At 63.9% G+C, this 26,988-nt stretch carries 26 protein-coding genes, 1 tRNA gene and 2 pseudogenes; 18 read left to right on the plus strand and 11 right to left on the minus strand.

Translation table 11 applies throughout. The features are described from left to right. Position 1: 1 nt before the first annotated feature. From X751_RS148725 to X751_RS148710, 4 genes are all read right to left on the minus strand, one after another. Positions 2-661 (minus strand): glutathione S-transferase family protein, encoded by a 660-nt coding sequence (locus X751_RS148725; RefSeq protein WP_023744947.1) that lies wholly within the window; start codon positions 659-661, stop codon positions 2-4. Beyond that, on the minus strand, positions 658-1,503 hold the full coding sequence (locus X751_RS148720; protein WP_023744948.1) for an aromatic ring-hydroxylating dioxygenase subunit alpha: 846 nt from the start codon (positions 1,501-1,503) through the stop codon (positions 658-660). The genes X751_RS148725 and X751_RS148720 overlap by 4 nt, the downstream gene beginning before the upstream one ends. Then, complete coding sequence (locus tag X751_RS148715) at positions 1,500-2,153, minus strand: Rieske 2Fe-2S domain-containing protein (RefSeq protein WP_023744949.1); 654 nt, start codon at positions 2,151-2,153, stop codon at positions 1,500-1,502. The genes X751_RS148720 and X751_RS148715 overlap by 4 nt, the downstream gene beginning before the upstream one ends. 157 nt (positions 2,154-2,310) lie before the next feature. Further along, positions 2,311-2,577 carry an acylphosphatase gene (locus X751_RS148710; protein WP_023689148.1) on the minus strand — a complete coding sequence of 89 codons (267 nt, stop codon included), beginning with the start codon at positions 2,575-2,577 and terminating at the stop codon, positions 2,311-2,313. A gap of 431 nt (positions 2,578-3,008) precedes the next feature. Between X751_RS148710 and X751_RS148705 the strand changes: the two are divergent. Further along, positions 3,009-4,248: pseudogene (locus tag X751_RS148705) on the plus strand (IS481 family transposase). A gap of 37 nt (positions 4,249-4,285) precedes the next feature. Here the strand turns inward: X751_RS148705 and X751_RS148700 are convergent. Further along, a tRNA-Ser gene (locus X751_RS148700) sits at positions 4,286-4,375 on the minus strand. Between the two features lie 369 nt (positions 4,376-4,744). Between X751_RS148700 and X751_RS148695 the strand changes: the two genes are divergently transcribed. The 4 genes from X751_RS148695 (at position 4,745) to X751_RS148680 (ending at position 7,095) form a co-directional block, all read left to right on the plus strand. After that, complete coding sequence (locus X751_RS148695) at positions 4,745-5,452, plus strand: 50S ribosomal protein L21 (protein WP_023700236.1); 708 nt, start codon at positions 4,745-4,747, stop codon at positions 5,450-5,452. Between the two features lie 99 nt (positions 5,453-5,551). After that, positions 5,552-5,821, plus strand: a complete 270-nt coding sequence (rpmA, locus tag X751_RS148690) for a 50S ribosomal protein L27 (RefSeq protein ID WP_015315190.1) — start codon at positions 5,552-5,554, stop codon at positions 5,819-5,821. A gap of 131 nt (positions 5,822-5,952) precedes the next feature. Next, positions 5,953-6,540, plus strand: coding sequence for a GNAT family N-acetyltransferase (locus X751_RS148685; protein ID WP_023688901.1), 588 nt, complete (start codon positions 5,953-5,955; stop codon positions 6,538-6,540). Between the two features lie 21 nt (positions 6,541-6,561). Next, complete coding sequence (locus X751_RS148680) at positions 6,562-7,095, plus strand: GNAT family protein (RefSeq protein WP_023744951.1); 534 nt, start codon at positions 6,562-6,564, stop codon at positions 7,093-7,095. 11 nt (positions 7,096-7,106) lie between these two features. On the opposite strand, the gene X751_RS148675 is transcribed toward X751_RS148680, so the two are convergent. Beyond that, positions 7,107-7,970, minus strand: a complete 864-nt coding sequence (locus X751_RS148675) for an endonuclease/exonuclease/phosphatase family protein (protein ID WP_023728671.1) — start codon at positions 7,968-7,970, stop codon at positions 7,107-7,109. A 167-nt stretch (positions 7,971-8,137) separates the two neighbouring features. On the opposite strand from X751_RS148675, the gene obgE reads away from it, so the two are divergent. The 5 genes from obgE to X751_RS148650 all read left to right on the plus strand — a co-directional run bounded on the left by obgE (position 8,138) and on the right by X751_RS148650 (position 13,831). Next, the gene (gene obgE / locus X751_RS148670) at positions 8,138-9,169 is read left to right on the plus strand and encodes a GTPase ObgE (RefSeq protein ID WP_023693164.1); all 1,032 of its coding nucleotides are present in this window, start codon (positions 8,138-8,140) and stop codon (positions 9,167-9,169) included. Between the two features lie 2 nt (positions 9,170-9,171). Further along, on the plus strand, positions 9,172-10,350 hold the full coding sequence (proB, locus tag X751_RS148665) for a glutamate 5-kinase (RefSeq protein WP_023744952.1): 1,179 nt from the start codon (positions 9,172-9,174) through the stop codon (positions 10,348-10,350). Between the two features lie 3 nt (positions 10,351-10,353). Continuing rightward, positions 10,354-11,640, plus strand: coding sequence for a glutamate-5-semialdehyde dehydrogenase (locus tag X751_RS148660; RefSeq protein WP_023744953.1), 1,287 nt, complete (start codon positions 10,354-10,356; stop codon positions 11,638-11,640). Between the two features lie 203 nt (positions 11,641-11,843). Next, on the plus strand, positions 11,844-12,476 hold the full coding sequence (locus tag X751_RS148655) for a nicotinate-nucleotide adenylyltransferase (RefSeq protein ID WP_023744954.1): 633 nt from the start codon (positions 11,844-11,846) through the stop codon (positions 12,474-12,476). A gap of 74 nt (positions 12,477-12,550) precedes the next feature. Beyond that, complete coding sequence (locus X751_RS148650; RefSeq protein WP_023744955.1) at positions 12,551-13,831, plus strand: MFS transporter; 1,281 nt, start codon at positions 12,551-12,553, stop codon at positions 13,829-13,831. Positions 13,832-13,846: 15 nt separating this feature from the next. On the opposite strand, the gene X751_RS1000000167965 is transcribed toward X751_RS148650, so the two are convergent. Continuing rightward, positions 13,847-14,335: a mechanosensitive ion channel family protein gene (locus X751_RS1000000167965; RefSeq protein ID WP_245263581.1), complete on the minus strand. Its 489-nt coding sequence runs from the start codon at positions 14,333-14,335 to the stop codon at positions 13,847-13,849. 253 nt (positions 14,336-14,588) lie between these two features. After that, positions 14,589-14,744 (minus strand): annotated as a pseudogene (locus tag X751_RS1000000168610) (hypothetical protein); the annotation flags it as partial. Positions 14,745-14,937: 193 nt separating this feature from the next. Between X751_RS1000000168610 and rsfS the strand changes: the two are divergent. From rsfS to X751_RS148610, 8 genes are all read left to right on the plus strand, one after another. Then, on the plus strand, positions 14,938-15,315 hold the full coding sequence (rsfS, locus tag X751_RS148645) for a ribosome silencing factor (RefSeq protein WP_023668698.1): 378 nt from the start codon (positions 14,938-14,940) through the stop codon (positions 15,313-15,315). 62 nt (positions 15,316-15,377) lie between these two features. After that, positions 15,378-15,860, plus strand: a complete 483-nt coding sequence (gene rlmH / locus X751_RS148640) for a 23S rRNA (pseudouridine(1915)-N(3))-methyltransferase RlmH (RefSeq protein WP_023668699.1) — start codon at positions 15,378-15,380, stop codon at positions 15,858-15,860. 122 nt (positions 15,861-15,982) lie between these two features. Beyond that, positions 15,983-17,341, plus strand: a complete 1,359-nt coding sequence (locus X751_RS148635; protein WP_023744956.1) for a murein hydrolase activator EnvC — start codon at positions 15,983-15,985, stop codon at positions 17,339-17,341. A 1-nt stretch (position 17,342) separates the two neighbouring features. Beyond that, the gene (locus X751_RS148630; RefSeq protein ID WP_023684126.1) at positions 17,343-18,668 is read left to right on the plus strand and encodes a S41 family peptidase; all 1,326 of its coding nucleotides are present in this window, start codon (positions 17,343-17,345) and stop codon (positions 18,666-18,668) included. A gap of 183 nt (positions 18,669-18,851) precedes the next feature. Then, a complete protein-coding gene (locus X751_RS148625) occupies positions 18,852-20,033 on the plus strand; it encodes a divergent polysaccharide deacetylase family protein (protein ID WP_023684127.1) in 1,182 nt (393 codons plus the stop codon). A 2-nt stretch (positions 20,034-20,035) separates the two neighbouring features. Next, entirely contained in the window at positions 20,036-20,551 is a 516-nt protein-coding gene (locus X751_RS148620; RefSeq protein WP_023684128.1) for an RNA pyrophosphohydrolase, read from the plus strand. Positions 20,552-20,625: 74 nt separating this feature from the next. Then, positions 20,626-21,771 (plus strand): alanine racemase, encoded by a 1,146-nt coding sequence (gene alr / locus X751_RS148615; RefSeq protein WP_023744957.1) that lies wholly within the window; start codon positions 20,626-20,628, stop codon positions 21,769-21,771. Positions 21,772-21,864: 93 nt separating this feature from the next. Then, positions 21,865-23,121, plus strand: coding sequence for a D-amino acid dehydrogenase (locus tag X751_RS148610; protein WP_023668705.1), 1,257 nt, complete (start codon positions 21,865-21,867; stop codon positions 23,119-23,121). Positions 23,122-23,203: 82 nt separating this feature from the next. Here the strand turns inward: X751_RS148610 and X751_RS148605 are convergent, their stop codons facing one another. The 3 genes from X751_RS148605 to X751_RS148595 form a co-directional block, all read right to left on the minus strand. Then, positions 23,204-25,354: a phosphatidylserine/phosphatidylglycerophosphate/cardiolipin synthase family protein gene (locus tag X751_RS148605; RefSeq protein ID WP_023744958.1), complete on the minus strand. Its 2,151-nt coding sequence runs from the start codon at positions 25,352-25,354 to the stop codon at positions 23,204-23,206. Continuing rightward, entirely contained in the window at positions 25,351-25,791 is a 441-nt protein-coding gene (locus tag X751_RS148600) for a hypothetical protein (protein ID WP_023737897.1), read from the minus strand. Before X751_RS148600 ends, X751_RS148605 begins: the two co-directional genes overlap by 4 nt. 123 nt (positions 25,792-25,914) lie before the next feature. After that, positions 25,915-26,796: a LysR family transcriptional regulator gene (locus X751_RS148595; protein ID WP_023744959.1), complete on the minus strand. Its 882-nt coding sequence runs from the start codon at positions 26,794-26,796 to the stop codon at positions 25,915-25,917. Positions 26,797-26,988 lie beyond the last annotated feature (192 nt).

The following is a 26,988-nucleotide window of genomic DNA, read 5'->3' on the forward strand; positions in this document are numbered from 1 at the left end:
CTCACGCCTCGTCCGGTATGGGTCGCGGTTCGGGCTTCAACTCGTGCAGCCGGTGGATACCGGGCATCTCGATGAAATTGTCGAGGCTGCGGAGCGCTCGCGACCAGAGCCGGATCGTGGGATACGGATCGAGGGAAACGCCACCGTCGGGCGCGAGCGCGACATAGGGAAAGCAAGCAATGTCGGCAATCGTCGGCCGGTCGGATGCGAGAAACCGATCGCCACGCATTTTTTGTTCGAAGAGGCCGGCTTCCAGCTCACGTAGTGCCGCTATGCCATTGGCCTGAAGCGCACCGATGTCACCGGGGCGCAGCAGCATCTCATGCAGGCGCGCGCCGCCGAGGTTGGCGGTCAGCCTGTGCGAGAAGGAAAGCCATTGCCGGATGCGCGCCGTCTCCTTGGGGGCGCCGCTGCCGAGCCAGGCCGGTGCTGCCTTCGCGGCGAGATAGCCAAGCATGGCGGAAGACTCGGTCAGGATCAGGTCGCCGTCTTCAAGGATCGGGATGGAGCCTCCCGGATTAAGCGCCATAAGCTCGGGGCCACGATGCTCGGCGCCGGGATGGAAGTCGACCGGGCGGATTTCGAGCTTCACACCTGACAGCGTCGCCATCAGGCGCACCTTGTAGCAACTTGGGGAGAGGATGTAGTCGTAAAGCTTCACTGTGCCACCAATTGCGCGCCGTAGGTATAATTGTGGCGCTTCAGCCAGCGGCGATAGGCGACCGAGGTCAGGTCGGCGCGCGTCGGGATTTCCATGCCGGGATCGAGCGGCAAAAGACGCGGGATCTGGTTTTCGAGGATCGAGCGGTCCTGCAGGAAAATCGTCTGCTGGAAATGGATGAGGTCGGTCTGTGGCGTCTCGTCATCGAAAAGCGCCATCCACGGCCAGACGTCGCAGAGATCCTCGGCAAGCGGCTGGACGAATAGCGCAATGACATCCCATTCGCCCGGGCGCGGCGGGCAGGTCTTGTAGAGGACTGAGCAGGTCGGAGCCGGCACGCGGTACATGTATTCCGTCGTGATACCTCCGCTCGCGGATTTCGCCGCCTGCGGCTGGTAGAACTTCACCTGGGTCGCCCAGACCTCGTCCTCTTCCTCGCGGATCTCGACCTTGTAGTTTTCGACCTCGGTATGCGGCTCCGAGCCGAGAATGTCGGTATGGACGAAGGGGAAGTGTGCGATGTCGAGGAAGTTCTCGACGGCGCGGAGCGGCGAGCAGCGCACCCGCACCACGCCGACATCGACGAAGCGGCGCCCGGGCTGGTCTGCCTCGGGAATCGGGAAGACCGGTTTATTCGGTTCGCCGAGCGACGACCAGATATGGCCATAGCGCACCGAAACCGGCAGCACGCGCCCGTTTTCGCCTGTCACTTTCGCCGCGCCATTGGCGTCGAGCGCAACCTTGATCGGCTCGTCCATCAGGGTGGTCTCGCGCCCATAGCGGTCGAGCCGGCTGAAAAGCCCGACCGGATACCATTCATCGCGCATCGCATCGTCGATCATGGCACAGCCCCTTTCGCCTCGATCCCTTCGGCCATGCGCCGAAGGCTCTCGGCGGCTCGCGAGGCGGCGATGCGCTCGGACGCATCGCAATCGGCTGGAACAAGGACGTGGATCAGCGTCTCGCCGGCTTCCTGCGGGATAGGCAGCAGGCGAATTGCCGGCGCGCCGGGCGCCTGCCAGACGTATCCTTCAACGGTGGCCTTCGTACCGGCAGCGACCGAGAGCGCCGAATGTCCGGCACGGGCCGTCAATGAACGGAGCGGGACGTAACCCTCAAAAAGGGGTGGCTTGCCGTCAGGCTCTCCATCAGCGACCCAGATGATCCCGCCGGCCTCTTCGACCAACCGGGTCGTGACGCGAATCGTCTCCGGCGGCGTGAGGCTGGGATGGGCAGGAATGCGCAGACACTGACCGGCCTGCGAATAGGTCCAGCCGTGATAGATGCAGGAGAGCGCCTCGCCGCGCACGAAGCCATGGGAGAGGCGCATACCGCGATGCGGACAGCGATCCGCCGATGCCGCCAAGCGCCCCGATTGGCTTCGCCAGAGGGCAATGGGACCGGCGGGCGTCCGCGCCGGCATTACCTGTCCTGTTGGCAGATCCTGGGTAAGGGCGACCGGCACCCAGGTGTCCGTCTTGTCGGACAGCATGACCTTACTTTCCGTACTGATACTACTGTTTCCCGACCAGAGAGATGCCGGCGCAAGGAGTTGGCGAACCGCTCGATGCGGCTGACGTATGCATAATTATTTCGCAATTGCAATATTGATTAAATTAAGTGCAAACGGAGGGTAACCACACGCAAAGCTATATGTTTTTTTGCTCGACAGGCGCGCGGTCGATCGTCTCGACCCAGACTTCAATGGGCCCAAGCGAACATCCCATCTCCATCATGTCGATCAGTTCCGCCGCACCGGCAATATCGAGTTCGATGCGATCGGTGCTTGCATGAGCGATGTGGTGCGCGAGACCGAGCTTGGCCGCATGGCGCATGATCCAGGGCAGGAAGGACGCGGGTTCGAGGTGGCCGCGAATGGTCATCCGCTCATGCAAGCGGTGTTGACTTTGCTTCATCACGAACGCGCGCCTTGGTCTCACGGTCAGCAGCATAGCGTCTGACTGAACGGGCGGAAGTGGTAATCGACGCGCCAATAACACCGAATATCGACTGATCGCCCGTGCCTAGACCCGGGCACTCATGCATGTCGCCCAGAAGTGCCGCGGTTGTGGGACAACGACATGCATTAAACAAAGACTTTAAAGCGCGTCGCATGAATCCGTTTCAGCGCGACGCGCTTTAGGGTTATCTGAGCTATTGTAATGCATCGTGCCCTTCCCGAGAGATGGGTGACAGTTCATTCCGGAGACATGGGTTACACTTTCGGCCCTTTGCAAGGAGAGCANTGCCCTTCCCGAGAGATGGGTGACAGTTCATTCCGGAGACATGGGTTACACTTTCGGCCCTTTGCAAGGAGAGCAAGGTGCCTTGGAAGGAGTGTAACGTCATGGAAGAGCGGCTGAAGTTCATTGCCCGGCTGCTGGACGGCGAGAAGATATCGGTGCTTTGCCGTGAGTTCGATATCTCGCGCAAGACCGGCTACAAGATCCTCACACGCTACAATGACAGTGGCCTTGAGGGGCTGACGGATCGATCACGCCGACCCTACCGCCACGCCAATCAGCTTCCGTTTCAAATCGAGAAGCTGATTGTGCGCCTCAAGCAAGACAAGCCGACCTGGGGTGCGCCAAAGATACGCGAACGGTTGGCCCGGCTGTATCCTGACGTTCACCGGCCTGCGATCTCGACGGTGCATGCGGTTCTCGACCGCCATGGCCTGGTCGAGCGCCGCAAGCGAAGGCGCAACAGGGCGATGGGAACACCACTTTCAAACGGCTATCGGCCCAACGATCTGTGGTGTGCCGACTACAAAGGCGAGTTCATGCTCGCCGATCGGCGCTATTGCTATCCGCTGACGATCACCGACTTCGCCAGCCGCTATCTCATCGCCTGCGAGGCGTTGTCGACTACCAAGGAAGCCTATGCCTTCACGGTGTTCGAGAGCGTTTTCAAAGAGTTCGGCCTGCCCAGCGCCATCAGGACCGACAATGGCGTTCCCTTTGCCAGCCCAAACGCGCTGTTCAATCTCAGCAAACTGTCGGTCTGGTGGCTGCGCCTGGGCATCGACATCGAGCGCATCCAGCCGGGCTGTCCGCAGCAGAACGGGCGCCATGAGCGCATGCACCTGACTCTCAAGAAGGAAACCACCAAACCGGCTGGCGCCAATTTCCTGCAGCAGCAGGCCAGGTTCGATGACTTCATCAATGAGTTCAACTCAGAACGCCCACATCAGGCGCTCGACATGGCCTGTCCAGCCGAGCGCTACACGCCGTCACCGCGCATCTATGCCGGCCTGCCGGATCTCGATTATCCGTTTCACGACAAGGCCGTCACCGTCACCACCNCCGTCACCGCGCATCTATGCCGGCCTGCCGGATCTCGATTATCCGTTTCACGACAAGGCCGTCACCGTCACCACCTGCGGCCGCATCTGCTACAATCGCAAGAAGATCAACCTCAGCCTCGTCTTTGCCGGCCAGACCGTCGGCATCAAACAGGTCGAGGACCATATCTGGCTGGCTTCCTTCATGGATTATGATTTGGGCTACTTCGATGATGAGACATGCAGGCTCGAACCACTCCAAAACCCCTTCGGGCCAAAAGTGTTACCCATGTCTCCGATATAAACCGTAACCTATGTGTCCGGAATGGACCGGCGTAGGGTGGCGGAGAGGGAGGGATTCGAACCCCCGATGGGCTTGCACCCATGCCGCATTTCGAGTGCGGTGCATTCGACCACTCTGCCACCTCTCCGCGGTCATGGTCGGCCGTTGCCGGCGCGGCGCACTAGATAACGGCTGGGCGGGCAGGTTACAAGGCCAAATCCGCGGGGGAATTCAGCTTCCTGTGCGGGCTCTGTCTGGAGGGCTGCGTTGCGGCCACGTCGGCAGATGGGGCCAACCGGTCCTCGACTGGAGAGATCGGGGGCGGCAAGGAGGCGGCGTGGCCAAGGATTCCGCCCGTTTGCCTTGACTCGTACCGAACCTTCGGTTAGGGGAAGCGCGCAATCGGCGTGGAGGGTTCTTCCACGCCGCTTGTTTTTCGAACCCGCAGACTGACAAAAAGACGGCCGAACCGCGTGACGCGGCTCATCGAGGCCGACCGAACAGCGAAAGGCAAAAAATGTTCGCAGTCATTAAAACGGGCGGTAAGCAGTATCGCGTTGCCGCCAACGATCTCCTGAAGATCGAGAAGCTCGAAGCCAATGTCGGCGATATCGTCGAAATCGGCAGCGTCCTCGCCCATGGCGAAGGCGAAAATGTCACCTTCGGCGCCCCGTTCGTCGATGGCGCTCTGGTCACGGCGGAAGTCGTCGAGCAGGGCAAGAACCGCACCGTCATCGCTTTCAAGAAGCGCCGCCGGCAGAATTCGCGCCGCAAGATCGGCCACCGCCAGCTTCTGACCACCGTGCGGATCGCCGAGATCCTGCTGGGTGGCGCCAAGCCTTCCAAGAAGGCCGCAGCCAAGGTGGAAGCCAAGGAAGTCAAGGCTGACGTAGCGCCCGAGGCGAAGGCCGAGGCCGCGCCGAAGGAAGCCAAGGCGAAGAAGGAAGCCAAAGCCGAGGCTGCTCCGAAGGATGAAGCCAAGACGGAGACCGCCGTCGCCGCGCCGCTGTTCAAGGCGCCGAAGGGCGAGCCGGACGATTTGGCCGTGATCAAGGGCATCGGCCCGGTTGCCGCCGGCCAGCTGCACGAGCAGGGCATCACCACCTTCGCCCAGCTTGCCAAGCTGTCGGACAAGGACGTGGCCAAGATCGACGCGCACATGCCCTTCAGCACCGACCAGATCAACGACTGGCGCGAGCAGGCCAAGGAACTGGCGAAGAAGTAAAACGAACCGGCGACAAGGTCGCCGGATCGGACTTGAAACGGAACGCGAACGCGTTCATAAGACCATTCAAGCGCCCCAGGGCGCATCGGAGTTAGTTAGATGGCACACAAGAAAGCTGGCGGCTCGTCGCGCAACGGTCGCGACTCGCATTCCAAGCGTCTGGGCGTGAAGAAGTTCGGCGGCGAAGCCGTCATCCCGGGCAACATCATCATCCGTCAACGCGGCACCACCTGGCATCCCGGCGTCAATGTCGGCATGGGCACGGACCACACCCTTTTTGCGCTCGAGACCGGCGCAGTCACCTTCAACAAAAAAGCCAACGGCCGAACCTACGTATCGGTCAACCCGATTACCAAAGCCGCGGAGTAGCCGGTTCCGCACTATAAAACCGGCGCCCATCTCGGGAACCGGTGTCTGGCCAAACCAGTGAATGGAGCCAGGAAAAGGATCAGGGGAGATGGGTTTTCCATCTCCCCTTTTTCTTGCCTGGAGGACGTCGAATGGTTGCCGAAGCGGAAGACACCGAAGACGAAAGTTACGCGATAGATTGCCCGGTGCTGGCCACGGAGCGGCTGGTGATGCGCGCCCCGTGTGAAGCCGACATCGCGCAACTGGTCGAGCTTGCCGACAACCGTCATGTCGCCGAGATGCTGGCCCGCATGCCGCACCCCTATGGCGAGGCCGAGGCACGCGCCTTCCTGGCCATGACCCGGTCGCGCCGGGCCGGCATCGCCTACGCCCTGACGCTCGCCGGCACCGACATTTTCGTCGGCTGCGCCGGCCTCAACATGACCGATCGCGGGCTGGAACTCGGCTACTGGATCGGCGAGCCCTATTGGAAGCGCGGCTATGCGACGGAGGCCGCGCACGCGTTGGTCGACCTCGCCTTCCAACGGACGTCGATCCAGGTGCTGCAGGCTTCGACGCGGGTGATCAATCCGGCCTCGCGCCGGGTCATCCACAAATGCGGCTTCCAGTATGCCGGCCAGGGCATGCTGAACTCGATCGTCGCCGGCCAGGTGCCGGTCGAGCGGTACCGGCTGGACAGAAAGACCTGGATCAGCCTGCGCAACTGGGTCCACTTCTGATGGTTTGTTCCGATCAAGCCGATGGCCGATTATAGCAACCATATCGAAGCAGTCACGATTGCGCCGATGACGCCGCGCGATGTCGAGAGTTTTCACCAGGCGCTCGACATCGTTGCGCGTGAGCGGAAGTACCTGTCTTTCCTGGAAGCGCCGCCGCTCGATCAAACCCGAACATTCATAGTGGACCGCATCGGGAGAGGCGACCCAGGGTTCGTGGCGGTTGTTCGTGGCGAGGTTGTCGGTTGGTGCGATATCTCACGGCATGACCGGCAGATACATGCTCATCGCGGCACCCTTGGAATGGGAATTGTGCCGGACTATCGAGGACGTGGTCTGGGACTGCGGCTTATCAATGCCGCCTTGACGGAAGCACGCAACATCGGCTTCGTCCGCATCGAGCTTTCCGTGCATTCCGACAATGCCCGCGCCATCTCCCTCTACTACAAGGTCGGGTTTGTCACCGAGGGTGTGCAGCGTGACGCGGTCAAGATCGACGGCCGATACGTCGATGCGATCATGATGGCGATCGTCGACCGCAAAAACGCCGGCAGATGAACAATCGCCGGTCAGCCCATCTCGACCCAAATCGGGAGATGGTCCGAGCCGACCGCTTCACGGTCGACCCACAGGCGCTTCAGCGATCCGGCGAGCGAGGCCGAGGTGAAGATGTAGTCGATGCGTTTGTGGCGGCTTGTGTCTTCGGGTCGCGTGGGATCGACCCAGGTGACGACGTCTGGTGTGTTCAGGCGCTGGGCGACGTCGACGGCGAGATCGGCGGTCAGCGGCATGCCGAATTCATGGTCCGGGCGGCCGACGAGTTCGACATATTCGGGCGAGCCGGGCAGCATGTTGAAGTCGCCCATGACTATGAAGGCTTCGGGATAGGGCAGGTCCGGCAGGCCGATCTCGGGAATGCCGGAGAGACCGCCGCCCTCGAAGGCATAGTTCAACAGGCGCTGGCGCAGGAACCGGATCTGGCTGGCGCGCTCAACCGGACTGCGATGGTCAAGATGCGTGGAATAGAAGCGGATGAAGCCGAGCGGGGTCTCGACCAGCGCCTCGAGTGCGCCGCGCTGGAAGTTCATCGCCTCAAGGCTGCGGCTGCGCGGCAAAAGCAGATTGCGCGACAGATGGATCGGCGTCTTCGACAGCACCATGTTGCCGAGCTGGAAAGTGGTGGTGATGGCGCGGCCGGCCTCTAGGCGCGAGCCGACATTGACCTCGAAATTGCTGCCGTAGGCGGCAAAATATTCGGGCAGCGCCTCGCCGATCTCGGCGACCATGTCGCGGTTGCCGTTCCTCGGATTGTTGCGGGTCACTTCCTGCAGCGCGATCACGTCGGCGCCGCGAACCGCCGCGGTGATGCGGCCGAGATCGTAGCGGCCATCCAGACCGATACCGTACTGGATGTTGTAGCTTACAACCTTCATTCCCGCGCCCCTCAAGCTCCGTCCGCGAACACTGCTACCGCGTCCCCGGCAAAAGGGCATCCGGCGCTTTAGTCGCAAAACGGCCTCGCCCTTGGCCGCGCCTTGGTTTAGAGCAAGGCGCAAGATCTAAAGCAAAGCCGCAAGGCCAACAGAAACTGCGTAGTCCAATGAAATTTCTCGATCAAGCCAAGGTTTATATCCGCTCCGGCGACGGTGGCGCCGGCTCTGTGTCGTTCCGGCGCGAAAAATTCATCGAGTTCGGCGGCCCGGATGGCGGCGACGGTGGCCGCGGCGGCGATGTCTGGCTGGAAGCGGTCAATGGGCTGAACACGCTGATCGACTATCGCTACCAGCAGCACTTCAAGGCCAAGACCGGTGTCCACGGTATGGGCCGCAACATGACCGGCGCCAAGGGCGCCGATGTGACGCTCAAGGTGCCGGCCGGAACCCAGGTGTTTGCCGAGGACAATGAGACGCTGATCTGCGACCTGACCGTGGTCGGCCAGCGCTTCTTGCTGGCCAAGGGCGGCAATGGCGGTTTCGGCAACCAGCATTTCAAGACCTCGACCAACCAGGCGCCTCGCCGCGCCAATCCCGGCCAGCCCGGCGAAGAGATGAATGTCTGGCTGCGGCTGAAGCTGATTGCCGACGCCGGCCTGGTCGGGCTGCCCAATGCAGGCAAGTCGACTTTTCTGGCAACCGTCACCGCAGCCAAGCCAAAGATCGCCGACTACCCCTTCACCACGCTGCATCCAGGTCTCGGCGTTGCCCGCATCGATGCGCGCGAATTCGTCATCGCCGACATTCCGGGCCTCATCGAGGGCGCGCATGAGGGTGTCGGCATCGGCGACCGGTTCCTCGGCCATGTCGAGCGCACGCGTGTGCTTTTGCATCTGGTTTCGGCGCAGGAGGAAAATCCGGGCAAAGCCTATAAGACCGTGCGCGCCGAGCTCGACGCCTATGGCAATGGGCTGATCGAGAAGGTCGAGATCGTGGCGCTCAGCCAGGTCGATATCCTCGATGCCGATGAGCGCAAGAAGAAGGTTGCGTCGCTCAAACGCGCTGCCGGCCGCGCGCCGATGCTGCTGTCGGCGGCCACCGGCGAGGGCGTCGAAGCGGTGCTGCGGGCGCTGATGGCGGTTGTCGGCGAAGCGCGCGACAGGGCTGCCGCTCCCGTCGAGACCCGCTGGGACCAATAGCGATGACGGCGCAATCGCTGACAAAATACCGGCGCATCACAGTCAAGATCGGTTCGGCCTTGCTGGTCGACCGCACCAGCGGCCTGAAGCGCGACTGGCTTGCCTCGCTTGCCGAGGATATTGCGGTGCTCGCCAATGGCGGCGCCGAGATCCTGGTCGTATCGTCCGGCGCCATTGCGCTCGGCCGCACCATTCTCGGTCTCGGCAAACGGGCGCTGAAGCTGGAAGAAAGCCAGGCGGCTGCGGCCGTCGGCCAGATCGCGCTGGCCGGCGCGTGGTCGGATGCGCTGGGCAAGGGTTCGCTGAAATCGGGCCAGATCCTGCTGACGCTGGGCGACACCGAAGAGCGCCGCCGCTATCTGAATGCCCGCGCGACGATCTCGACGCTGCTCAAGATGAAGGCGGTGCCGGTCATCAATGAGAACGACACGGTGGCGACCTCCGAAATCCGCTATGGCGACAATGACCGGCTGGCGGCCCGGGTGGCGACGATGATGGGCGCCGACCTGCTTGTGCTGCTCTCCGACATTGACGGGCTCTATACGGCGCCGCCGGCGCGCGATCCCGATGCAAAATTCATTCCGGTGGTCGACCGCATCACGCCCGATATCGAGGCTATGGCCGGGGCGGCCGCATCCGAACTGTCGCGCGGCGGCATGCGCACCAAGCTCGATGCCGGCAAGATCGCCACCGCCGCCGGCACCGCCATGATCATCACCTCGGGCACCAGGCTGTCGCCACTGATGGCGATCGAACGTGGCGAGCGCGCCACCTTCTTCAGGCCGAGCGCCAATCCGGTGAAAGGCTACAAGACCTGGATCGCCGGCCAGCTCGAACCGGCCGGGCGGCTCACCGTCGACGCCGGCGCCATCGGTGCGCTGCTGTCCGGCAAATCTTTGCTGCCGGCCGGCGTCAGGCTGGTCAGCGGCAATTTCTCGCGCGGCGACACGGTGGCCATTCTGTCGCCGGAAGGGCGCGAGATCGCGCGCGGGCTTGTTGCCTACGATGCCGCCGATGCCGTAAGGATCGCAGGCCTGAAGACCGCCGAGATCGAAACCGTGCTCGGCTACGAGGCGCGCTCGGCGATGATCCACAGGGACGATCTGGTGGTGAGCGATCCGGGTGACCAGATACGGCCTGCCGGCCAGCTATGGGCCGGGGGCGAGGTAAGCGGAGGATGAGACATGCTGAAGTTGCATGAACAATCCGGGGATGACACCGTCGCGCTGATGGCTGATATCGGCCGCCGCGCCCGCGCGGCCGCCCGACCGTTGGCGATTGCGACCGCCGCCGCCAAGGATGCCGCACTTCTCGCCATGGCCGACGCGATCATCGCGCGCCAGCAGCAGATTCTCGATGCCAACGCCATCGATGTCTCTAACGGACACGAATCGGGCTTGTCCGGCTCCTTCATGGACCGGTTGAAGCTCGATCCGGCGCGCACCCGTGCCATGGCGGATGGCATCCGTGAAATCGCCGAGCTCAGGGACCCGGTCGGCGATGTGATTGCCGCCTGGGATCGCCCCAACGGCCTGCAGATCGAGCGCGTGCGCACGCCGCTCGGCGTTGTCGGCGTCATTTATGAAAGCCGGCCGAATGTGACGGCGGATGCCGGCGCGCTCTGCCTCAAGGCCGGCAATCCGGTGATCCTGCGCGGCGGCTCGGATTCGCTCAATTCGTCCGCCGCCATTCATGCCTGCCTGGTCGAGGGGCTGAAGGCCGCCGGCCTGCCGGAAGACGCCATTCAGCTGGTGCCGACCACCGACCGCGCCGCCGTCGGCGAGATGCTGAAAGGGCTTGGCGGCAATCTCGACGTCATCATTCCGCGGGGCGGCAAGAGCCTGGTCGGGCGCGTCCAGAGCGAGGCGCGGGTGCCGGTCTTTGCCCATCTTGAAGGCATCTGCCATCTCTACATCGACCGCTCGGCCGATCTCGACATGGCGGTCAGGATCGCCGTCAACGCCAAGATGCGGCGCACCGGTGTCTGTGGCGCTGCAGAGACTTTGCTGGTCGACCGCGCGGTGGCCTCCACACATCTGGTGCCGATCCTCGACGCGCTACGCGCCGCCGGCTGCGAGATCCATGCCGATCAGGAAGTGATGAAGCTGTTCTTCGACGCCAAGCCGGCGACCGATGCCGACTGGATGACCGAATATCTCGAGGCCATCATCGCGGTAAAGCTGGTAGACGGAATTGCCGGTGCCATCGACCATATCGAGACGTTCTCCTCACACCACACCGAGGCGATCATCGCCGAGGATACCAAAGCGGTCGAGCGGTTCTTCAACGAGATCGACTCGGCGATCCTTTTGCACAATGCCTCGACGCAGTTCGCCGATGGCGGCGAATTCGGCATGGGCGCCGAGATCGGCATCGCCACCGGCAAGATGCACGCGCGCGGACCGGTTGGTGTCGAACAGCTGACCTCGTTCAAATACCGCGTGCGCGGGTCGGGACAGGTGAGGCCTTGAATCATTCGCGTCAGGGCTTGAGGCATTGAGCCCAGACACCCCCCTCTGTCCTGCCGGACATCTCCCCCGCAAGGGGGGAGATCAGCTTTTTCTTCCGCTTTCGCCAATCACTAACGTTGCAAGAAAAGTGCCTTTGCCGAAGCTACTGATCTCCCCCCTTGCGGGGGAGATGCCCGGTAGGGCAGAGGGGGGTGCCTAGCACCATGCTGTCGTCCCTTCAGCCCGCCATCCCCTCGCACTACCTCCGTATGCCGCATGCCGAGAAAGGCCTCGCCGTCGGCCTGTTCGGCGGATCGTTCAACCCGCCGCATGCCGGCCATGCGCTGGTGGCGGAAATCGCGCTCAGGCGGCTGGCGCTCGACCAGCTATGGTGGATGGTGACGCCAGGCAATCCGCTGAAGAGCACCAGGGAATTGGCGCCGCTGAGCGACCGGCTGCTCCAGTCGGAGCAGATCGCCAAGAACCCGAAGATCAAGGTCACCGCCTTCGAGGCGGCGTATCATATTCGCTTCACCGCCGACACGCTGGCGCTGGTCAAGGCACGCAATCCCGGCGTCGACTTCGTCTGGATCATGGGCGCCGACTCACTCCGCGATTTCCACCGTTGGCAGCGCTGGCGCCAGATCGTCATGACCTTCCCCATCGCGGTCATCGACCGCCCGGGCGCGACGCTGTCCTTCCTGTCCTCGGTCGTGGCCAAGACCTTCGACTATGCCCGCGTCGACGAGGGTGACGCGCCCCGGCTCGCCCGCATGAAGGCGCCGGCCTGGACTTTTATTCACGGCCCGCGTTCGTCGCTGTCATCGAGTGCTATTCGCCAGCAAGCCAAGGGGTAACTCCGTAAGACCAGATCGCCGATGTCGCTTTTACGGCGGCCTTTCGCGATTGGCTGGGCGATGCTGCGCCGGATATGGCCACTTCAGTGAACCAGACCGACATCGGCCCCAATCATGGCGCCCCGCCGGGGCCCGTGATCGCCATTGCCAGCGTAATCGTGTCGATGGCGCTGATCGCGGTCGGCAACGGGTTGATGTTCGCCTATATCCCGGTCCGGCTTGGCGTCGAGCGCTTCGATCCGACCTGGGCCGGGCTGATCATCACCGGCCTGTCTGCCGGCGGACTTGCCGGCTGTATCCTGACCGGGCCGCTGGTGCGCCGCGTCGGGCACGCCCGCGCCTTCATGGTGCTGTCGGCGCTGATAGCGCTGTCGAATGCTGCCATTGGCGCCGGCACCTACCCGCTGCTGTGGATCGCGGCGCGCGCGCTTTACGGTTTTGCAATATGCGGCCTGTTCATCGTCGCCCAGAGCTGGCTCAACGATGCCGTCGCAAACGCCATTCGCGGCCGGGTGATGGCGGTGTTTTACGTCGCCTATGTCGCCGGACTTGGCGTCGGCTATGCCCTGCTGGCGGCGGTCGACATCGCGACGGCGCAGGCGCCGCTGATCGACATTGCCTTCACCGCAGTGTCGATCCTGCCGGTCGGCATGACGCGGTTGGCTCAACCGCCGCCACCTCGCGCAGCCTCCGTGGCGCTTGGCCGCGCCTGGCGGATCTCGCCGGTCGGGGTGGCCGGCATGCTGGCCGTCGGCGGTCTGTCGATGGCGATCGCCGGGTTCGCACCGATCCATGCCACGGCCAAAGGCTATAGCCAGGCCGATGTGGCGCTGCTTTTGTCGGCGATGCCCGTCGGCACGCTGATCCTGCAGATACCGCTCGGCTGGATTTCCGACCGTACCGATCGCCGTTACGTGCTGGCCGGCGCTGCGGCACTGGCCATCGTCGCCGGTATTCTGGCCATCGGCTTCGACGGCGGCGCGCTGATGGTGCTCGTGGTGATCTACATCGTCTGGGACGGCGCCTCGGAATCGATCTATTCGCTGGCCAGCGCGCATGCCGCCGACCGCGCCGGCAAGGACGACATGGTGGCGCTGTCGAGTTCGTTGCTGTTTGCCTGGTCGCTGTCGGGGTTCATCGTGCCGGGTATCGTGACGGCCCTGTCGGCTGTCTATGGCACGCAGGCCTTCATTTATGTGGCCATCGTCATCGCCACTGTCTTCTGCCTGTTCGTGCTGTGGCGAGTGGCCACCACGCGCGCCGTCCCCGCTACGGAGACCAGCAGTTTCGCGCCGATGTCGGCGCAGGCGCCGCTGCCGGTGGAGCTCGCCTACGCCCCGGAAGATAAGCGCTGAACGGTTTCACAGCTCCTACTGCCTGGTGGCGGCAGTTTCCTGTCGAGCCTCCGGCGGAGGTGCGGGAACCGAAATGGCTTCGGCGTCGAACGCCTGCTTGACGCGTTTGGTGAGATCGATCTGGGTGGCGAAGAAATCCGCCGCCGTGGTCCAGTAGCGCAAGGTGATGGCGACGCTGGCATCGCCCACCGTGGCGACGAAGGCGATCGGCGCCGGCTCTCGCTTGACGCGGCGCTCGCCGCCGGCAACGCCCAGCATGGTTTTCTGCGCCAGGTCGATGTCGTTCCAGGAGCCGATGCTCAGCGTGATGTCTCCGCGGCGCACACCGTTGCGGGTAAAATTGCGCACCGGCTGGTTCCACAGCGTCGAATTGGGCGCCAGCACATAGACGCCGTCTGTCGTGCGGAGCTTGGTGGCGAACAGGCCGATTTCCTCGACGGTGCCGGAAATGGCGCCGACCTCGACATATTCGCCGATGCGGAATGGCCTGAGCGCCAGAAGCATGATGCCTGCGGCGATGTTCTGCAGCGTGCCTTGCAGCGCCAGGCCGATTGCCAGCCCGATNGATGGCGGCGATGATCGAGGCCGTCTGAACGCCGAACTGGCCGAGCACCATGATGACCACCAGGATCAGGATGGCGTAGCGCACGATCTTCGAGAAGAAATGGCGCAGCGTCGCGTCGAAACCATGGATATGGCCGAGGCCGGCTGAGATCGATCGTTCTGCGAGCCCGGCGACGAGATAGCCGACGACCAGCAGGATGATGGCGCCTATGGCGGAGAAGGAATAGGAAACGATCAGTGTGCTGAGTTGCGCAAGGCCAGCCTGCACGGTGAGCAGCGTGTTCTGGGGGTCGATTGGCATCAGGAAAATCCGTTTGGGGGGTGTGTCGATAACCCCTGCCGCGGCCATGGGTTCCGATTTTTCTCAAGGCTCCGGAACCGGAAGTCGTGCACTGCGTTCGCGGTGGCAGGGCCTCCCGTCTTGAAACTGCAAGGGAACTCTGCCTATCTATAGGGTGTCACCTGATTTCGTGGGTGATTTGGTTGTTCTTGCTGCGAAAGGAAATACACTGAGAACAGCATTGCGGAAGAAGGTTGACATCATGCCTTCGCCGGCCAGGATCAGCGTAGATGACGCCGTGTCCCGTGCCATCAAGACAGTCCTTGCCAGTCTGGAAGACTCCAAGGCCGAAAATATTGTCTCAATCGACATTCAGCGGAAATCGAGCCTCGGCGACTATATGGTCATCGCGTCGGGCCGGTCGCACCGTCATGTCTCGGCTGTCGCCGACCACCTGCTCAAGGCGCTCAAGGATGCCGGTCTCGGCACGGCGCGCGTCGAGGGGCTGTCCGGCGCCGACTGGGTCCTGATCGATTCAGGCGACATCATCGTCCATGTCTTCCGCCCAGAAGTCCGCGAATTCTACAATCTTGAAAAGATGTGGCAGGCGCCGGACCTCGAGGAAGAGACCTTGCACTGAGCTTCGTCTCATGTCGTAACCATCCTGGGTGCGACATGGATTGAAAGCTCGCCGAGGCAGGGATGAAGATAGCAGTTCATGCCGTGGGCCGGATGAAGGCCGGCCCCGAGAGAGAGCTCGCCGACCGCTATTTCGAGCGTTTCGCCAAGAGCGGCCCGGCGATCGGGTTCGAATTCTCTGGTGTCGCCGAGATCGCCGAGGGACGAGCCCAGAACGCCAATGAGCGCCGCCGCGAGGAAGGCCAGAAGCTGCAGGCACAGCTGCAGCCGGGCACGGCGCTGTTCCTGCTCGACGAACGCGGCAAAAACCTGTCCTCAGACGATTTCGCCAGCCGTATCGGCCAGCTGCGCGATGGCGGACGCAAGGCGTTGGTCATCGCCATTGGCGGCGCCGACGGGCACGACCAGTCGATTCGCGATCAGGCTGAGCTGATGGTCTCGTTCGGCGCGGCGACCTGGCCGCACCAACTGGTGCGTGTCATGCTGGGCGAGCAGCTCTATCGGGCGGCAACGATTCTTTCGGGACATCCCTACCACCGTTCGTAAATCAGTGGGTCGAGGGTCAATCGTCCGGATTTCCGCCCCAATGCGCGGCTGTTTTGTGCTAGGCTTCGGTTCGATCATGGTTGATGGTTCGTTAACGAAGCCACGCATAGAGTCGGGCTTCAATGGCTGACAACGGGAAATCACGAACGGGCTTCCGGCACGCGCGCTGCGGCATCGCTGCGGCGGTGGTTTTGCTGTCGCTCGGGCTTGCACGGGCCGAAAATACGCTGGACGTGGCGCCCGACCCCGATCTGAGCCGTGCCGAATATGAGAAGGTGTCGGCCGAGATCACGCTGTCGTCCGAACGGCTGGCCAAGCTCGCCGCCGACATTGCTTCGGTCAAGAAGGACCATGCCTCGATCACCGCGGCGCTTATCCAGTCGGCTATGACCGAGCAGAAGCTCGGCCAGGACATCGAGGATATCGGCGCCAGGCTCGAAGGACTGAAGGGCGAGGAACAGAAGATCCGTGTCTCGCTGGCGGCGCGGCGCGACGTGCTGGCCGAGGTGCTGGGCGCGCTGCAGCGCATGGGGCTCAATCCGCCGCCGGCGATCCTGGTCAAGCCGGAAGACGCGCTGTCGTCGGTGCGCAGCGCCATCCTGCTCGGCGCAGTGGTTCCGGAACTGCGCCAGCAGACCGACAAATTGCTGGCCGACCTCAGGGAACAGACCCGGGTGACGGCCTCGATCGAGGCCGAGCGGACGCGGCTGACGGCGGCGGTCGGCGAGCAGACGGCGGAAAAGAAACGCCTCTCCATGCTGCTCGAAGCCAAGCAGAAGCTCGAGGCGGACACGTGGACGGCGATGGCCGCTGAAAAGCAGCGGTCCCAGGCGCTTGCGGCCAAGGCCGGCAGCCTGAAAGAGCTGATCGCTTCGCTTGAAGCCGACGAGAGCCGCAAGGCGGCGGATGCCGTCAAGGCAGGCGAACAGAAAGCGGCCGACAGCGATAAGCCGGACGCCGATAACGCCGATGCAGGCACAACCGCGTCGACGGAGCTGGCTTCGCTGCCCGTGCCGGAAGGCAACCGCCTCACCGCCGCCGCGCCGTTTTCGGCACTTCAGGGACAAGTCTCGCTGCCGGTCACCGGCAAGATCAAGCTGCGTTTCGGGGCCGATGACGGTAACGGCGCGGTGATGCTTGGCGACATGGTTGCGACACAATCGGGAGCCATCGTCACGGCACCGGCGGACGGAAATGTGCTTTATGCGGGGCCTTTTCGCTCCTATGGTCAACTCTTGATCCTCAATGCGGGAGACGGCTATCATGTCGTCCTGGCGGGGATGAGCAGAATCAGCGTCGCGTCTGGCCAGTCGGTGCTCGCAGGAGAGCCGGTCGGCGCGATGGGAGAGGCCCGGGTGGCAAGCACCTCGGCCTCGAAGAATGGAAATGCCACGCCGGAACTCTATGTCGAGTTCCGCAAGGATGGAAAACCCGTCGATCCGACCCCATGGTGGGCGGACCGCTTCTCTGGAAGGACGTGAAATGATGCGGAAACTGTCGCTTCTTATTGCCGGTGCGCTGATGGGCGCGTCAGCGATGAGCCTGGTCTATGGCGCGCCCGGCTCGACGGCGAACGCTGCAGGCTCCGAGACCTACAAGCAACTGGCGATCTTCGGCGACATCTTCGAGCGCGTGCGGGCGCAGTATGTGACGCCGCCGGACGACAAGTCGCTGGTCGAAAACGCCATCAACGGCATGCTCACCTCGCTCGACCCGCACTCCTCCTACATGAATGCCGAGCAGGCGCAGGACATGCGCGTGCAGACCAAGGGTGAGTTCGGCGGCCTCGGCATCGAGGTCACCATGGAGAACGACTTGGTCAAGGTGATCACGCCGATCGACGACACCCCGGCTGCCAAGGCAGGCGTGCTGGCCGGCGACTATATCGCCAAGATCGACGGCCAAGAGGTTCGCGGCCTGACACTTAACGATGCGGTCGAAAAGATGCGCGGCCTGGTCAACACGCCGATCAAGCTGACCATCCTGCGCCAGGGCGCCGACAAGCCGATCGAGTTGACGGTGGTGCGCGACATCATCAAGGTCAAGGCGGTCAAGTTCCGGGTCGAGAACGACATCGGCTACATGAAGATCACCTCCTTCACCGAAAAGACCTATGACGACCTCGAGAGCGCCATCGACACCATCAAGAAGCAGGTGCCGAACGACAAGCTCAAGGGCTATGTGCTCGATCTCAGGCTCAACCCGGGCGGCCTGCTCGACCAGGCGGTGAGCGTGTCCGACGCCTTCCTCGACCGTGGCGAGATCGTCTCGACCCGCGGCCGCGACCCGAAGGACGTCACACGCTTCGACGCCAAGGCAGGCGACGACATCGGCGCCAAGCCGCTGATCGTGCTCGTCAATGGCGGTTCGGCCAGCGCCTCCGAGATCGTCGCCGGCGCGCTGCAGGACCTGCGCCGCGCCACAGTGGTCGGCACGCAGTCCTTCGGCAAGGGCTCGGTGCAGACCATCATCCCGCTTGGCGAGAACGGCGCGCTGCGCCTGACGACGGCGCTCTATTACACGCCGTCCGGCAAGTCGATCCAGGGCAAGGGCATCACGCCCGACATCAAGGTCGACCAGCCGCTGCCGCCCGAACTGCAGGGCAGGGACCTGACGCGCGGTGAATCTGACCTCAAGGGCCACATCAAGGGCGCCGACGAGAGCGATACCGGTTCGGGCTCGGCTGCCTATGTGCCGCCGGATCCAAAGGACGATCTGCAGCTGATCTATGCCGAACAGCTGCTGCGCGGCCAGAAGACCGACCCGGCATTCCCGCCGAATCCGGAGAAGGCAGTGCTTAACCAATAAAATCGACTGGTAGCTCTGGCTGCCCAATCGAAGCGATGCAATGCTGCCGGGACCGTGAGGTTCCGGCAGTTTGATTCGGGGGCAGCTGGGCGCTGCGCCTCAAAAGGCGCAGGGGACGCGCCGTCAGTTTTGGATCTGCGCATGGCGAAAAGATTTCGCTGATCACGCGCCCGGGGATGCGGCTTGGCTGACGTCGGCAAGGACATCGAACGCCCGCTCGGACAGACCGTCCGACCGCGTGCTGCGTCGCGCGGGATCAGCGCTGGCGCCGTCGCGGCGACGCTGGTCGTGCTGGCCGCGGTCGGCATCTCCGGCGCGATCGCGCTGCGCGAGAAGCCGTTCCGCAAAACGGAAGCAATCGCGGTCTCGACGCCGAAGGTGACGGCGGCGGCCGAGCCCGCGCCCGCAGCACCCACTGCTCAAGCGACGGCGGCAGCGCCGAAGGCGGAAACGCCCAAGGCCAGCGGTCCGCAGATCATCCATGTGCAAACCCAGGAGGGTGACGGCCCGCCCAATGCAGCCATTGTCATCCACGACCCGTCGACAATCGGCCAGAACCTGAAGATCGCGCATATCCCCGACAGGGCGCTGATCGAGGCCAGCGACACCGGCCCACTCCCGGTTCGCGCCGCTGACGGCCGGCGGCCGTTCGATGTCTATGCGCGGCCGTGGTCGGGTTCGCGCGGCGCTCGCGTGGCAATCGTCATCGGCGGGCTTGCGGTGTCGCAGACCGGCACGCAGGCGGCGATCGCCAAGCTGCCGGCTGAAGTGACTTTGGCCTTTGCGCCGCAAGGCAACAGCATCGGCCGGTGGATGCAGGCGGCACGGCAGAGCGGGCATGAGGTGGTCATGCAGGTGCCGCTCGAACCGTTCGACTATCCCAACGTCAATCCCGGCCGCAACACGCTGACAGTGGCGGCAAGCCCGGACGAGAATCTGAAGAATCTGCGCTGGGCGCTGTCGCGGACCACCAACTATACCGGCGTCATGAACTATATGGGGGCGCGCTTTTCGGCCGACGCGACAGCGATGGGGCCGTTCATGGCCGAGCTTGGCAAGCGCGGCCTTGCCTATGTCGATGACGGCTCGTCCGCGCGGAGCCTGGCGTCCGATCTCGCCTTGAAGGACGGTGTGCCGTTCGTCGCCGGCGATACGGCAATCGACGCCGTGCAGGACCGCGGCGCCATCCTGAAAAAGCTCGACGCGCTGGAAGCGACCGCGCGTGCCAAAGGCTCCGCCGTCGGCATCGGCTCGGCCTTCGACCTCACCGTCGATACCGTGGCGTCCTGGGTGGTCGAAGCAAAAAAGCGCGGCATCGAGATCGTGCCGATCTCGGCGGTGGCCATCGACCCGGAAAAAGGCTGATCATGACGAAGAAACCTGTCGACCCCGAGACGCTGCCTTACCGCCCTTGCGTAGGACTGATGATCCTCAATGGCGACGGGCTGGTCTGGGTCGGGCACCGCATCGCCGAACCGGACAGCGAATTTGCCGGGACCACGCAGCTCTGGCAGATGCCGCAAGGCGGCATCGACGAGGGCGAGGAGCCGCTGCAGGCGGCCGGGCGCGAGCTCTATGAAGAGACCGGCATGCGCTCGGTCACGCTGCTCGACGAGGCGCCGCACTGGATCAACTACGACCTGCCGCCCGATCTGGTCGGCATAGCCCTCAAGGGGCGTTATCGCGGCCAGACGCAGAAATGGTTCGCCTACCGCTTTCACGGCGGGACCAGCGAGATCCAGATCAATCCGCCGCCGGGCGGCCACACCGCCGAATTCGATGAATGGGCATGGCGGCCGATGCAGGACCTGCCCGATCTGATCGTGCCGTTCAAACGGAAGGTCTATGAGGATGTGGTGGCGGCGTTCCGGCATTTGGCTTAGGCGGCTCGCTGTTGCGACGTCCATGATCTGTCCTTACTGATAGGGTTTGTTTCGTGCTCTGGTCAGGAGCGGGGATGAGCAGCGCCTCAGGGAAGTCATTGCATTCTGCACCGGAAGCCGGCTTGCAGCCGATCAGCGAAGCGGCGGCCGGCGCCATTCTCACCATCGATCTCGGCGCGGTCAGGGAGAATTACCGGCGGCTGAAGGCAAAGCTCGGCGGCGTGCGCTGCGCCGGCGTCGTCAAGGCCGACGGTTACGGGCTCGGCGCGCGGCAAGTGGCGGCGGCACTGGTTGCCGAAGGCTGCGACAGCTTCTTTGTCGCGCATCTCACCGAGGGTGTCGCGCTGCGCGACGCACTCGGACCGAAGCTGGAAATCCATGTGCTGAACGGCCTGCCGCCGGGCTCGGAACCTGAAGCGGTGGCCGCCGACCTTGTTCCCGTCATCAACAGCACCGGGCAACTGAAGGCGTGGAGCGAGGCAGGCCAAAAGGCCGGCCGCAAGCTCAAGGCCGCCATCCAGGTCGACAGCGGCATGTCGCGGCTGGGCATGGCGCCGGCAGAGGTCGAGGCGCTTACGGCCGATGCTTTCGCCGGCGTCGATGTCGTCCTCGTCATGAGCCATCTGGCCCGCGCCGACGAGCCGGGCAATCCGGCCAATGACGCGCAGCTCAAAGAGTTCGAACGGCTGCGCAAAATGCTGCCCAAGGCGCCGGCGTCGCTCGACAATTCCTCCGGCATCTTTCTTGGGCCGCGCTATCAGTACGACCTCGCGCGTCCGGGCGCTGCGCTCTACGGCATCAATCCGACGCCTGATGAGGCGAACCCGATGCTGCCGGTGGTGCGGCTCGAGGCAAAGATCATCCAGACACGCGGCATCGATAAGGGCGCGGGCGTCGGCTACGGACATGCGTTTCTGGCCAGCGGTCCCTTGCGCGCGGCCACGATCTCGCTCGGCTATGCCGATGGCTGGCACCGGCGCGCGGCTTCGGCTGCCTGGCTCGACGGCGTGCGACTGCCCTTTGTCGGGCGGGTGTCGATGGATTCGATCATACTCGACATCTCGGCCCTGCCGGCCGGCCGGCTGCGCGAGGGCGACCTTGTCGAACTCCTGGGCCCCTCGCAGAGCGTCGATGACGCCGCCGGTCATGCCGGCACGATCGGTTATGAAATCCTGACCAGTCTCGGCCCCCGCTTCCACCGCCGCTATATCAACGAATAGAGCCGCGACACGCCGCCCCTTGGCGGACGCCGCAGAATCCGGCAGACAGGAGGCGGCGGCCCTCTGACGGAAGTCGTCGTGGAGAGTGATGCGATGAAGATCTTCGTGTTGGGCGGCGGCGTTATCGGGGTCACCACTGCCTATTATCTCGCTGAGGCCGGCCACGAGGTGACGGTGTTCGACCGCCAGAAAGGGCCGGCGCTGGAAACCAGCTTCGCCAATGCCGGCGAGATCTCGCCGGGCTATGCTTCGCCCTGGGCCGGCCCCGGCATTCCGCTGAAGGCAATCAAGTGGCTGTTGATGAAGCATGGCCCGCTGGTGGTGCGGCCGGCCTTCGATCCGTATATGTGGACATGGCTCATCAAGATGCTGCGCAATTGCACCGCGGATCGCTACGCCATCAACAAGGCGCGCATGGTGCCGCTCGCCGAATACAGCCGCGACACGCTGAAGGCGCTGCGCGAGGCGACCGGCATCGCTTATGATGAGCGGACCAAGGGCACGCTGCAGCTGTTTCGCACGCAAAAGCAGCTCGACGGCACCGGCGGCGATGTCGAAGTGCTGAAGAAATATGGCGTTCCCTACGAGTTGCTCGATCCCGAAGGCTGCATTGGGGCCGAGCCGGCGCTGGCCGGCGTGCGGGAAAAGTTTGTCGGCGGGCTGAGATTGCCCGGCGACGAAACTGGCGACTGCAAGATGTTCACCGATCGGCTGGCCGAGCTCTGCGTGGCGCGCGGCGTCACGTTCGAGTACGGCACGCAGATCCGGCGCTTCTCCAAGAACCGCAATCGGATCGTCAGCGTCGGCACCGACCAGCGCTCGCGCGCGGCCGACGCTTATGTGCTGGCGCTGGGCAGCTATTCGGCGCGCTTCATGCGCCTGCTCAGGCGCCCGATCCCGGTCTATCCGGTCAAGGGCTATTCGATCACCGTTCCTATCAAGGACGCGGTCGCCGCCCCGGTGTCGACGGTAATGGACGAAACCTACAAGGTGGCGATCACCAGGCTCGGCGACCGCATCCGCGTCGGCGGCACGGCGGAGATTTCCGGCTTCGATCTCAGGCTGCACGAATCGCGCCGGCGCACCCTCGAACATTCGGTCGGCGATCTGTTCCCGGATGGTGGCGACCTCAAGGCAGCGTCCTTCTGGTGCGGACTGCGGCCGATGACGCCGGACGGGCCGCCGTTGGTCGGCCGCACCGAGTTCTCCAACCTCTATCTCAACACCGGGCACGGCACGCTTGGCTGGACCATGGCCTGCGGCTCGGCCAAGGTGCTGTCCGACATCATCTCCAGCAAGGTGCCTGATATCGATGTGCGGGAGCTGGGGCCGGAGCGGTATTTGAGGTAGGGGTGCTTTTTAAAGCTCGCGGGCCAGCACCCCCTCTGTCCTACCGGACAGAGGGGGNCATTCCTTCAGCCTCGCCAGCCCCTCAAAACGCCTCCTTCACCCAACCCTTCGAGAACAGCCATCGGTAGGCCCACGGTATCGTCACCTTGGTCGATACCGGGTTCGAATGGGCGACATAGTCGTCATAGACCGGCTGCATCCTGGCGTAGAAGGCAGGGTCGAGCACCGTCATGCCGTTCTCCAGATCGTGGAAGAAACTGCGGTTGTTGAGATTGACCGACGAGATCGTCACCAGCCTTTCGTCGATCATCATGATCTTGGAGTGCAGCACGACATCGGGCGCCTTGAATTCGCGGATGTTGATGCGGTCGCCATATCTCTCGACGAACAGCTTGTTGAGCGCGGTCAGCAGCTTGCCGCCAATATCGCCCTTGAGGTCGATGCGGCCGACAATGTCGATCCTGACGCCGCGCGCCAGCGCCCGCTCGATGGCCAGGCTGAGCTTCGGCGTCAGATTAAGGTAGGGATTGACGATCTCGATATGGTGCCGGGCAGTGTCGATCAGCTCGACGAAATAGGTCTCTAGCGCATGGTTGTCCTCGTAGGGCACGGAAATGAAATGGCGCACCGTGCCCGGCGGGCGCCGGCTGTCGGAGCGCACCGGAATGGAGAAGGGTCTTGCGATGTTGGTGTCGGCGTCGCGCAGCCACAATGTCGAGAGATGCGCGGCCAGCGTCTCGACCGTGGCCGGGTCGGCAAACTCGATGTCGAAATCGCTCCAGTTCGAATAGTAGTTGAGCGAGAGGCCGTCGGTCTTGCCGTATTGCTCGAGGTTCGGATAGCGCGACAGGTCGATCGGCCTGTGGAACAGGAAGCCGTCATGAATGTTGCGGCCGCCGATGATGACGCGCGAGCGGGCGGGATCCTCGGCAAGTGTCGCCAGCATCTTGACGTGATGGGTCTTGTGCAGCTGTGACAGCTGCTCGTCGACCGGCGCGCCGTGGTCGGCCCGCCAACGATATTCCTGCAACTCGACATTGGGATAATCGGCCGCCAGCCGGTGCAGCAGCGCGTCGTCCTTGTCGCGCTCCAGCACGTCTGTGACCATGATGCGCACTTTGGTGCCGAGGCCTGCGTGATGGCGGATCAGCCGCTCGATGACGCGGCCGGAAAAATCGGCCTTGAACTCCAGCGACGACAGATAGACCAGCTTGAGTTTCGGCGCGCGCGAGAAATCGAGCGGCAGTTCGGGGTCGGCCTTGTCGAAGGCGCTGTCGGGTAAAGGCGCGCCGAGCAGCGCTTCGACCTTGGCATTGAAACCGTCGCGCGACTTGCGTAACAGGCGCGGTGACCCGAGCGGCAGCGAACAAGTCTGCGACAGCCAGCGGCCGGCATAGAAGACGCGGGCGAGTTCATCCAGGCCGGATGGATCGGGCACTGGACAACGCTCGTAGCGGCTGTCGAGCGCGGCTATCGCCGGATAGGCAACCTCTTCGCGCAGGATGGTGAGCGGGGCGCCTGCCGGCGCCAGACTGGAGCTGAGCTTGAGGCTGCAGCGGTTCAAACCATCGCTGGGGAACAGGCTGGCGGTTTGCCCGGCCGACAGGCGGAGGCGGAAGGCGGCACCGCTCGCCACGCTGCGCGAGCCACCGCCGGCGCGAATCGCCAGCGCCCCGTCGCAGGCGCCCGATATCTCAACCGGCCGCTTTCCCGCCTGGCGCATCACGATCTCGATCGAGCGCGCCTGCAGGCCGGAAAAGCTGAACGTCTTTGGCGCGGAGGGCCGCGCGGCGGCGTTGACATAGAGCGTCTGCCGCGACACGCGCCAACGGCCGTTGAAATGGCCTTCGCCGGTGCCCCTACCTGCCGGCATCTGTTCGGCGCTAACCGGCTTCGCCAGCTGTTCCAGCGTCCGGTAGGTGGCCTGGAAATCGCGGTTGGCGATGGCGTGGCGGTCATGGCCGAACGGACCGGTGCCGTTCGCCCTGTCGATGGCGCCGATCTGGTTGTGGGCGAGCAGCGCCAGAAACTGCCTTTCATAGTCGCTGGCACCGGCATCGCCGAAAAACGCTGCTGCTGCAGTCTGCGGTCCGGGCGTGCCGGCCGATACCGACGGCCGGCCGCAATCCTTCGCATCGGGGAAGAAATCGCAGCTGTGCCGGATCGGGGCGGCGCAAGCGGCAAGGGCCGCCAGCCCCAGCCCGGCCAGAGCCAGGCAGATGGCGCGGTTCATCCCGTGGCCCCGTTCATCGTCTTCAGCTCAGCCGGGTCGCGCGGCGGCATAAAGCCTTGCGGAAAGACCTTGCAGACGGGAAGTGCGAAAGTGGCGATCAAAAGCTCGGCCTCGCCGCGCTCCTTTTTCGGCGCTGTCTTGTCATCACGGATCGCCTTTGCCGAGGCGACGAGCGCGCCGTCGCAGTCGCAATGATTATGGCGCGCGATGTAGCAGGCGTCATGGATTTGGCAGGCGCTGTCGAGGCGATTGACAGGGCGAGCCGAGAGGTCGCCGGTGCGGGTGCCGGGACCGCAATAATTGCCGAAGACGAAAGGCGACGGGCGGGCCATTGCGATGCGGACCGGCTTGGGCAGTTCGGCTTCCGGAACTTCGGTCCATGGATTGGCGCAGGCGGAAAGCGCGACAAGCGGCAAGATGGCGAGCACCGCTCGCATTTTGATCCGCACCAGCTTTGCAAAAAAGTGTCCCACCCCGCGCAGCCAATCCTTAATGATAGGCGACATCGCGCTTGTTGCCACACTGGCCGATTTTGTGGCGAGGGCAAGGCGGCGCGGCCATCAGACAAACAGCCCGCGCTCTCTCTCGACTGCCTTGGTGATGAAGTTGGCGACGATCTGCACGCGGCGCAGTGGCCGGACCGATTCATGATAGACCAGCCAGTAGGCGCGGCGGATCGGCGTCACGATGTCGACGGGGATCAGCTCCGGCATCGAGCGGGCGACAAAGGTGTGCAAGATGCCGATGCCAGCGCCCGACCGCACCGCTTCGGCCTGGCCCAGCGCTGAGGAGATGGCGAAGCTGGTGCGCCAGTCCGGGCTGAACTCCGCCGCATAGTCGAGCGAAGGGCTGACGATCAGGTCCGGGACGTAGCCGATCAGCGTATGCTCGCCGAGTTGGGCTGACGTTTGTGGCAAGCCGTGCGCCTGCGCATAGTCGCGCGAGGCAAACAGGCCGAGGGTGTAGTCGACCAGCTTTCCCGCCACCAGCCTGCCTTCGGTCGGCCGCTCGACGGTGATGGCGATGTCGGCCTCGCGCCGCGACAGCGAGAAGGAACGCGGCACCGGCACCAGCTGGATGGTGAGTTCGCGGTGCAGCGCGGTCAGCGCGCCAAGACGCGTGGCGAGGAATGCAACGCCAAACCCGTCGGGCGCGCCGATGCGCACGGTGCCGGAGATATCGTCGCCTTCGCCCGACACGGCGGAGCGCGCGGCGATCATGTCGGCTTCCATACGCTCGGCAATGTCGAGAAAGCGCTGGCCGGCCGGCGTCAGCTCGCTGCCGGTGGTAAGCCGGCGAAACAGTTTTGTGCGTAACGCATCCTCAAGCGCTGCGATGCGGCGCGAGACGGTGGCGTGATTGAGTTCCAGCCGCTTGGCGGCGCCAAGGATCTGCCCGGCGCGGGCCACGGCGAGGAAGATGCGGACGTCATCCCAGTTCATGGGGGTGGTCCGGGCTAGCGGCGAACGCGGCGTTCCCGCCCACCCCCCTCTGGCCTGCCGGCCATCTCCCCCGCAAGGAGGGAGATTGGCAGCTCCGCCACCTGCGTCTCTTTTGCTGCGTTGAAGATTTGCGAAGGCGGCGGCCACATCTGATCTCCCCCCTTGCGGGGGAGATGTCCGGCAGGACAGAGG

The sequence above is a fragment of the Mesorhizobium sp. LNJC394B00 genome (assembly GCF_000502555.1).
Classification (GTDB): Bacteria; Pseudomonadota; Alphaproteobacteria; order Rhizobiales; family Rhizobiaceae; genus Mesorhizobium.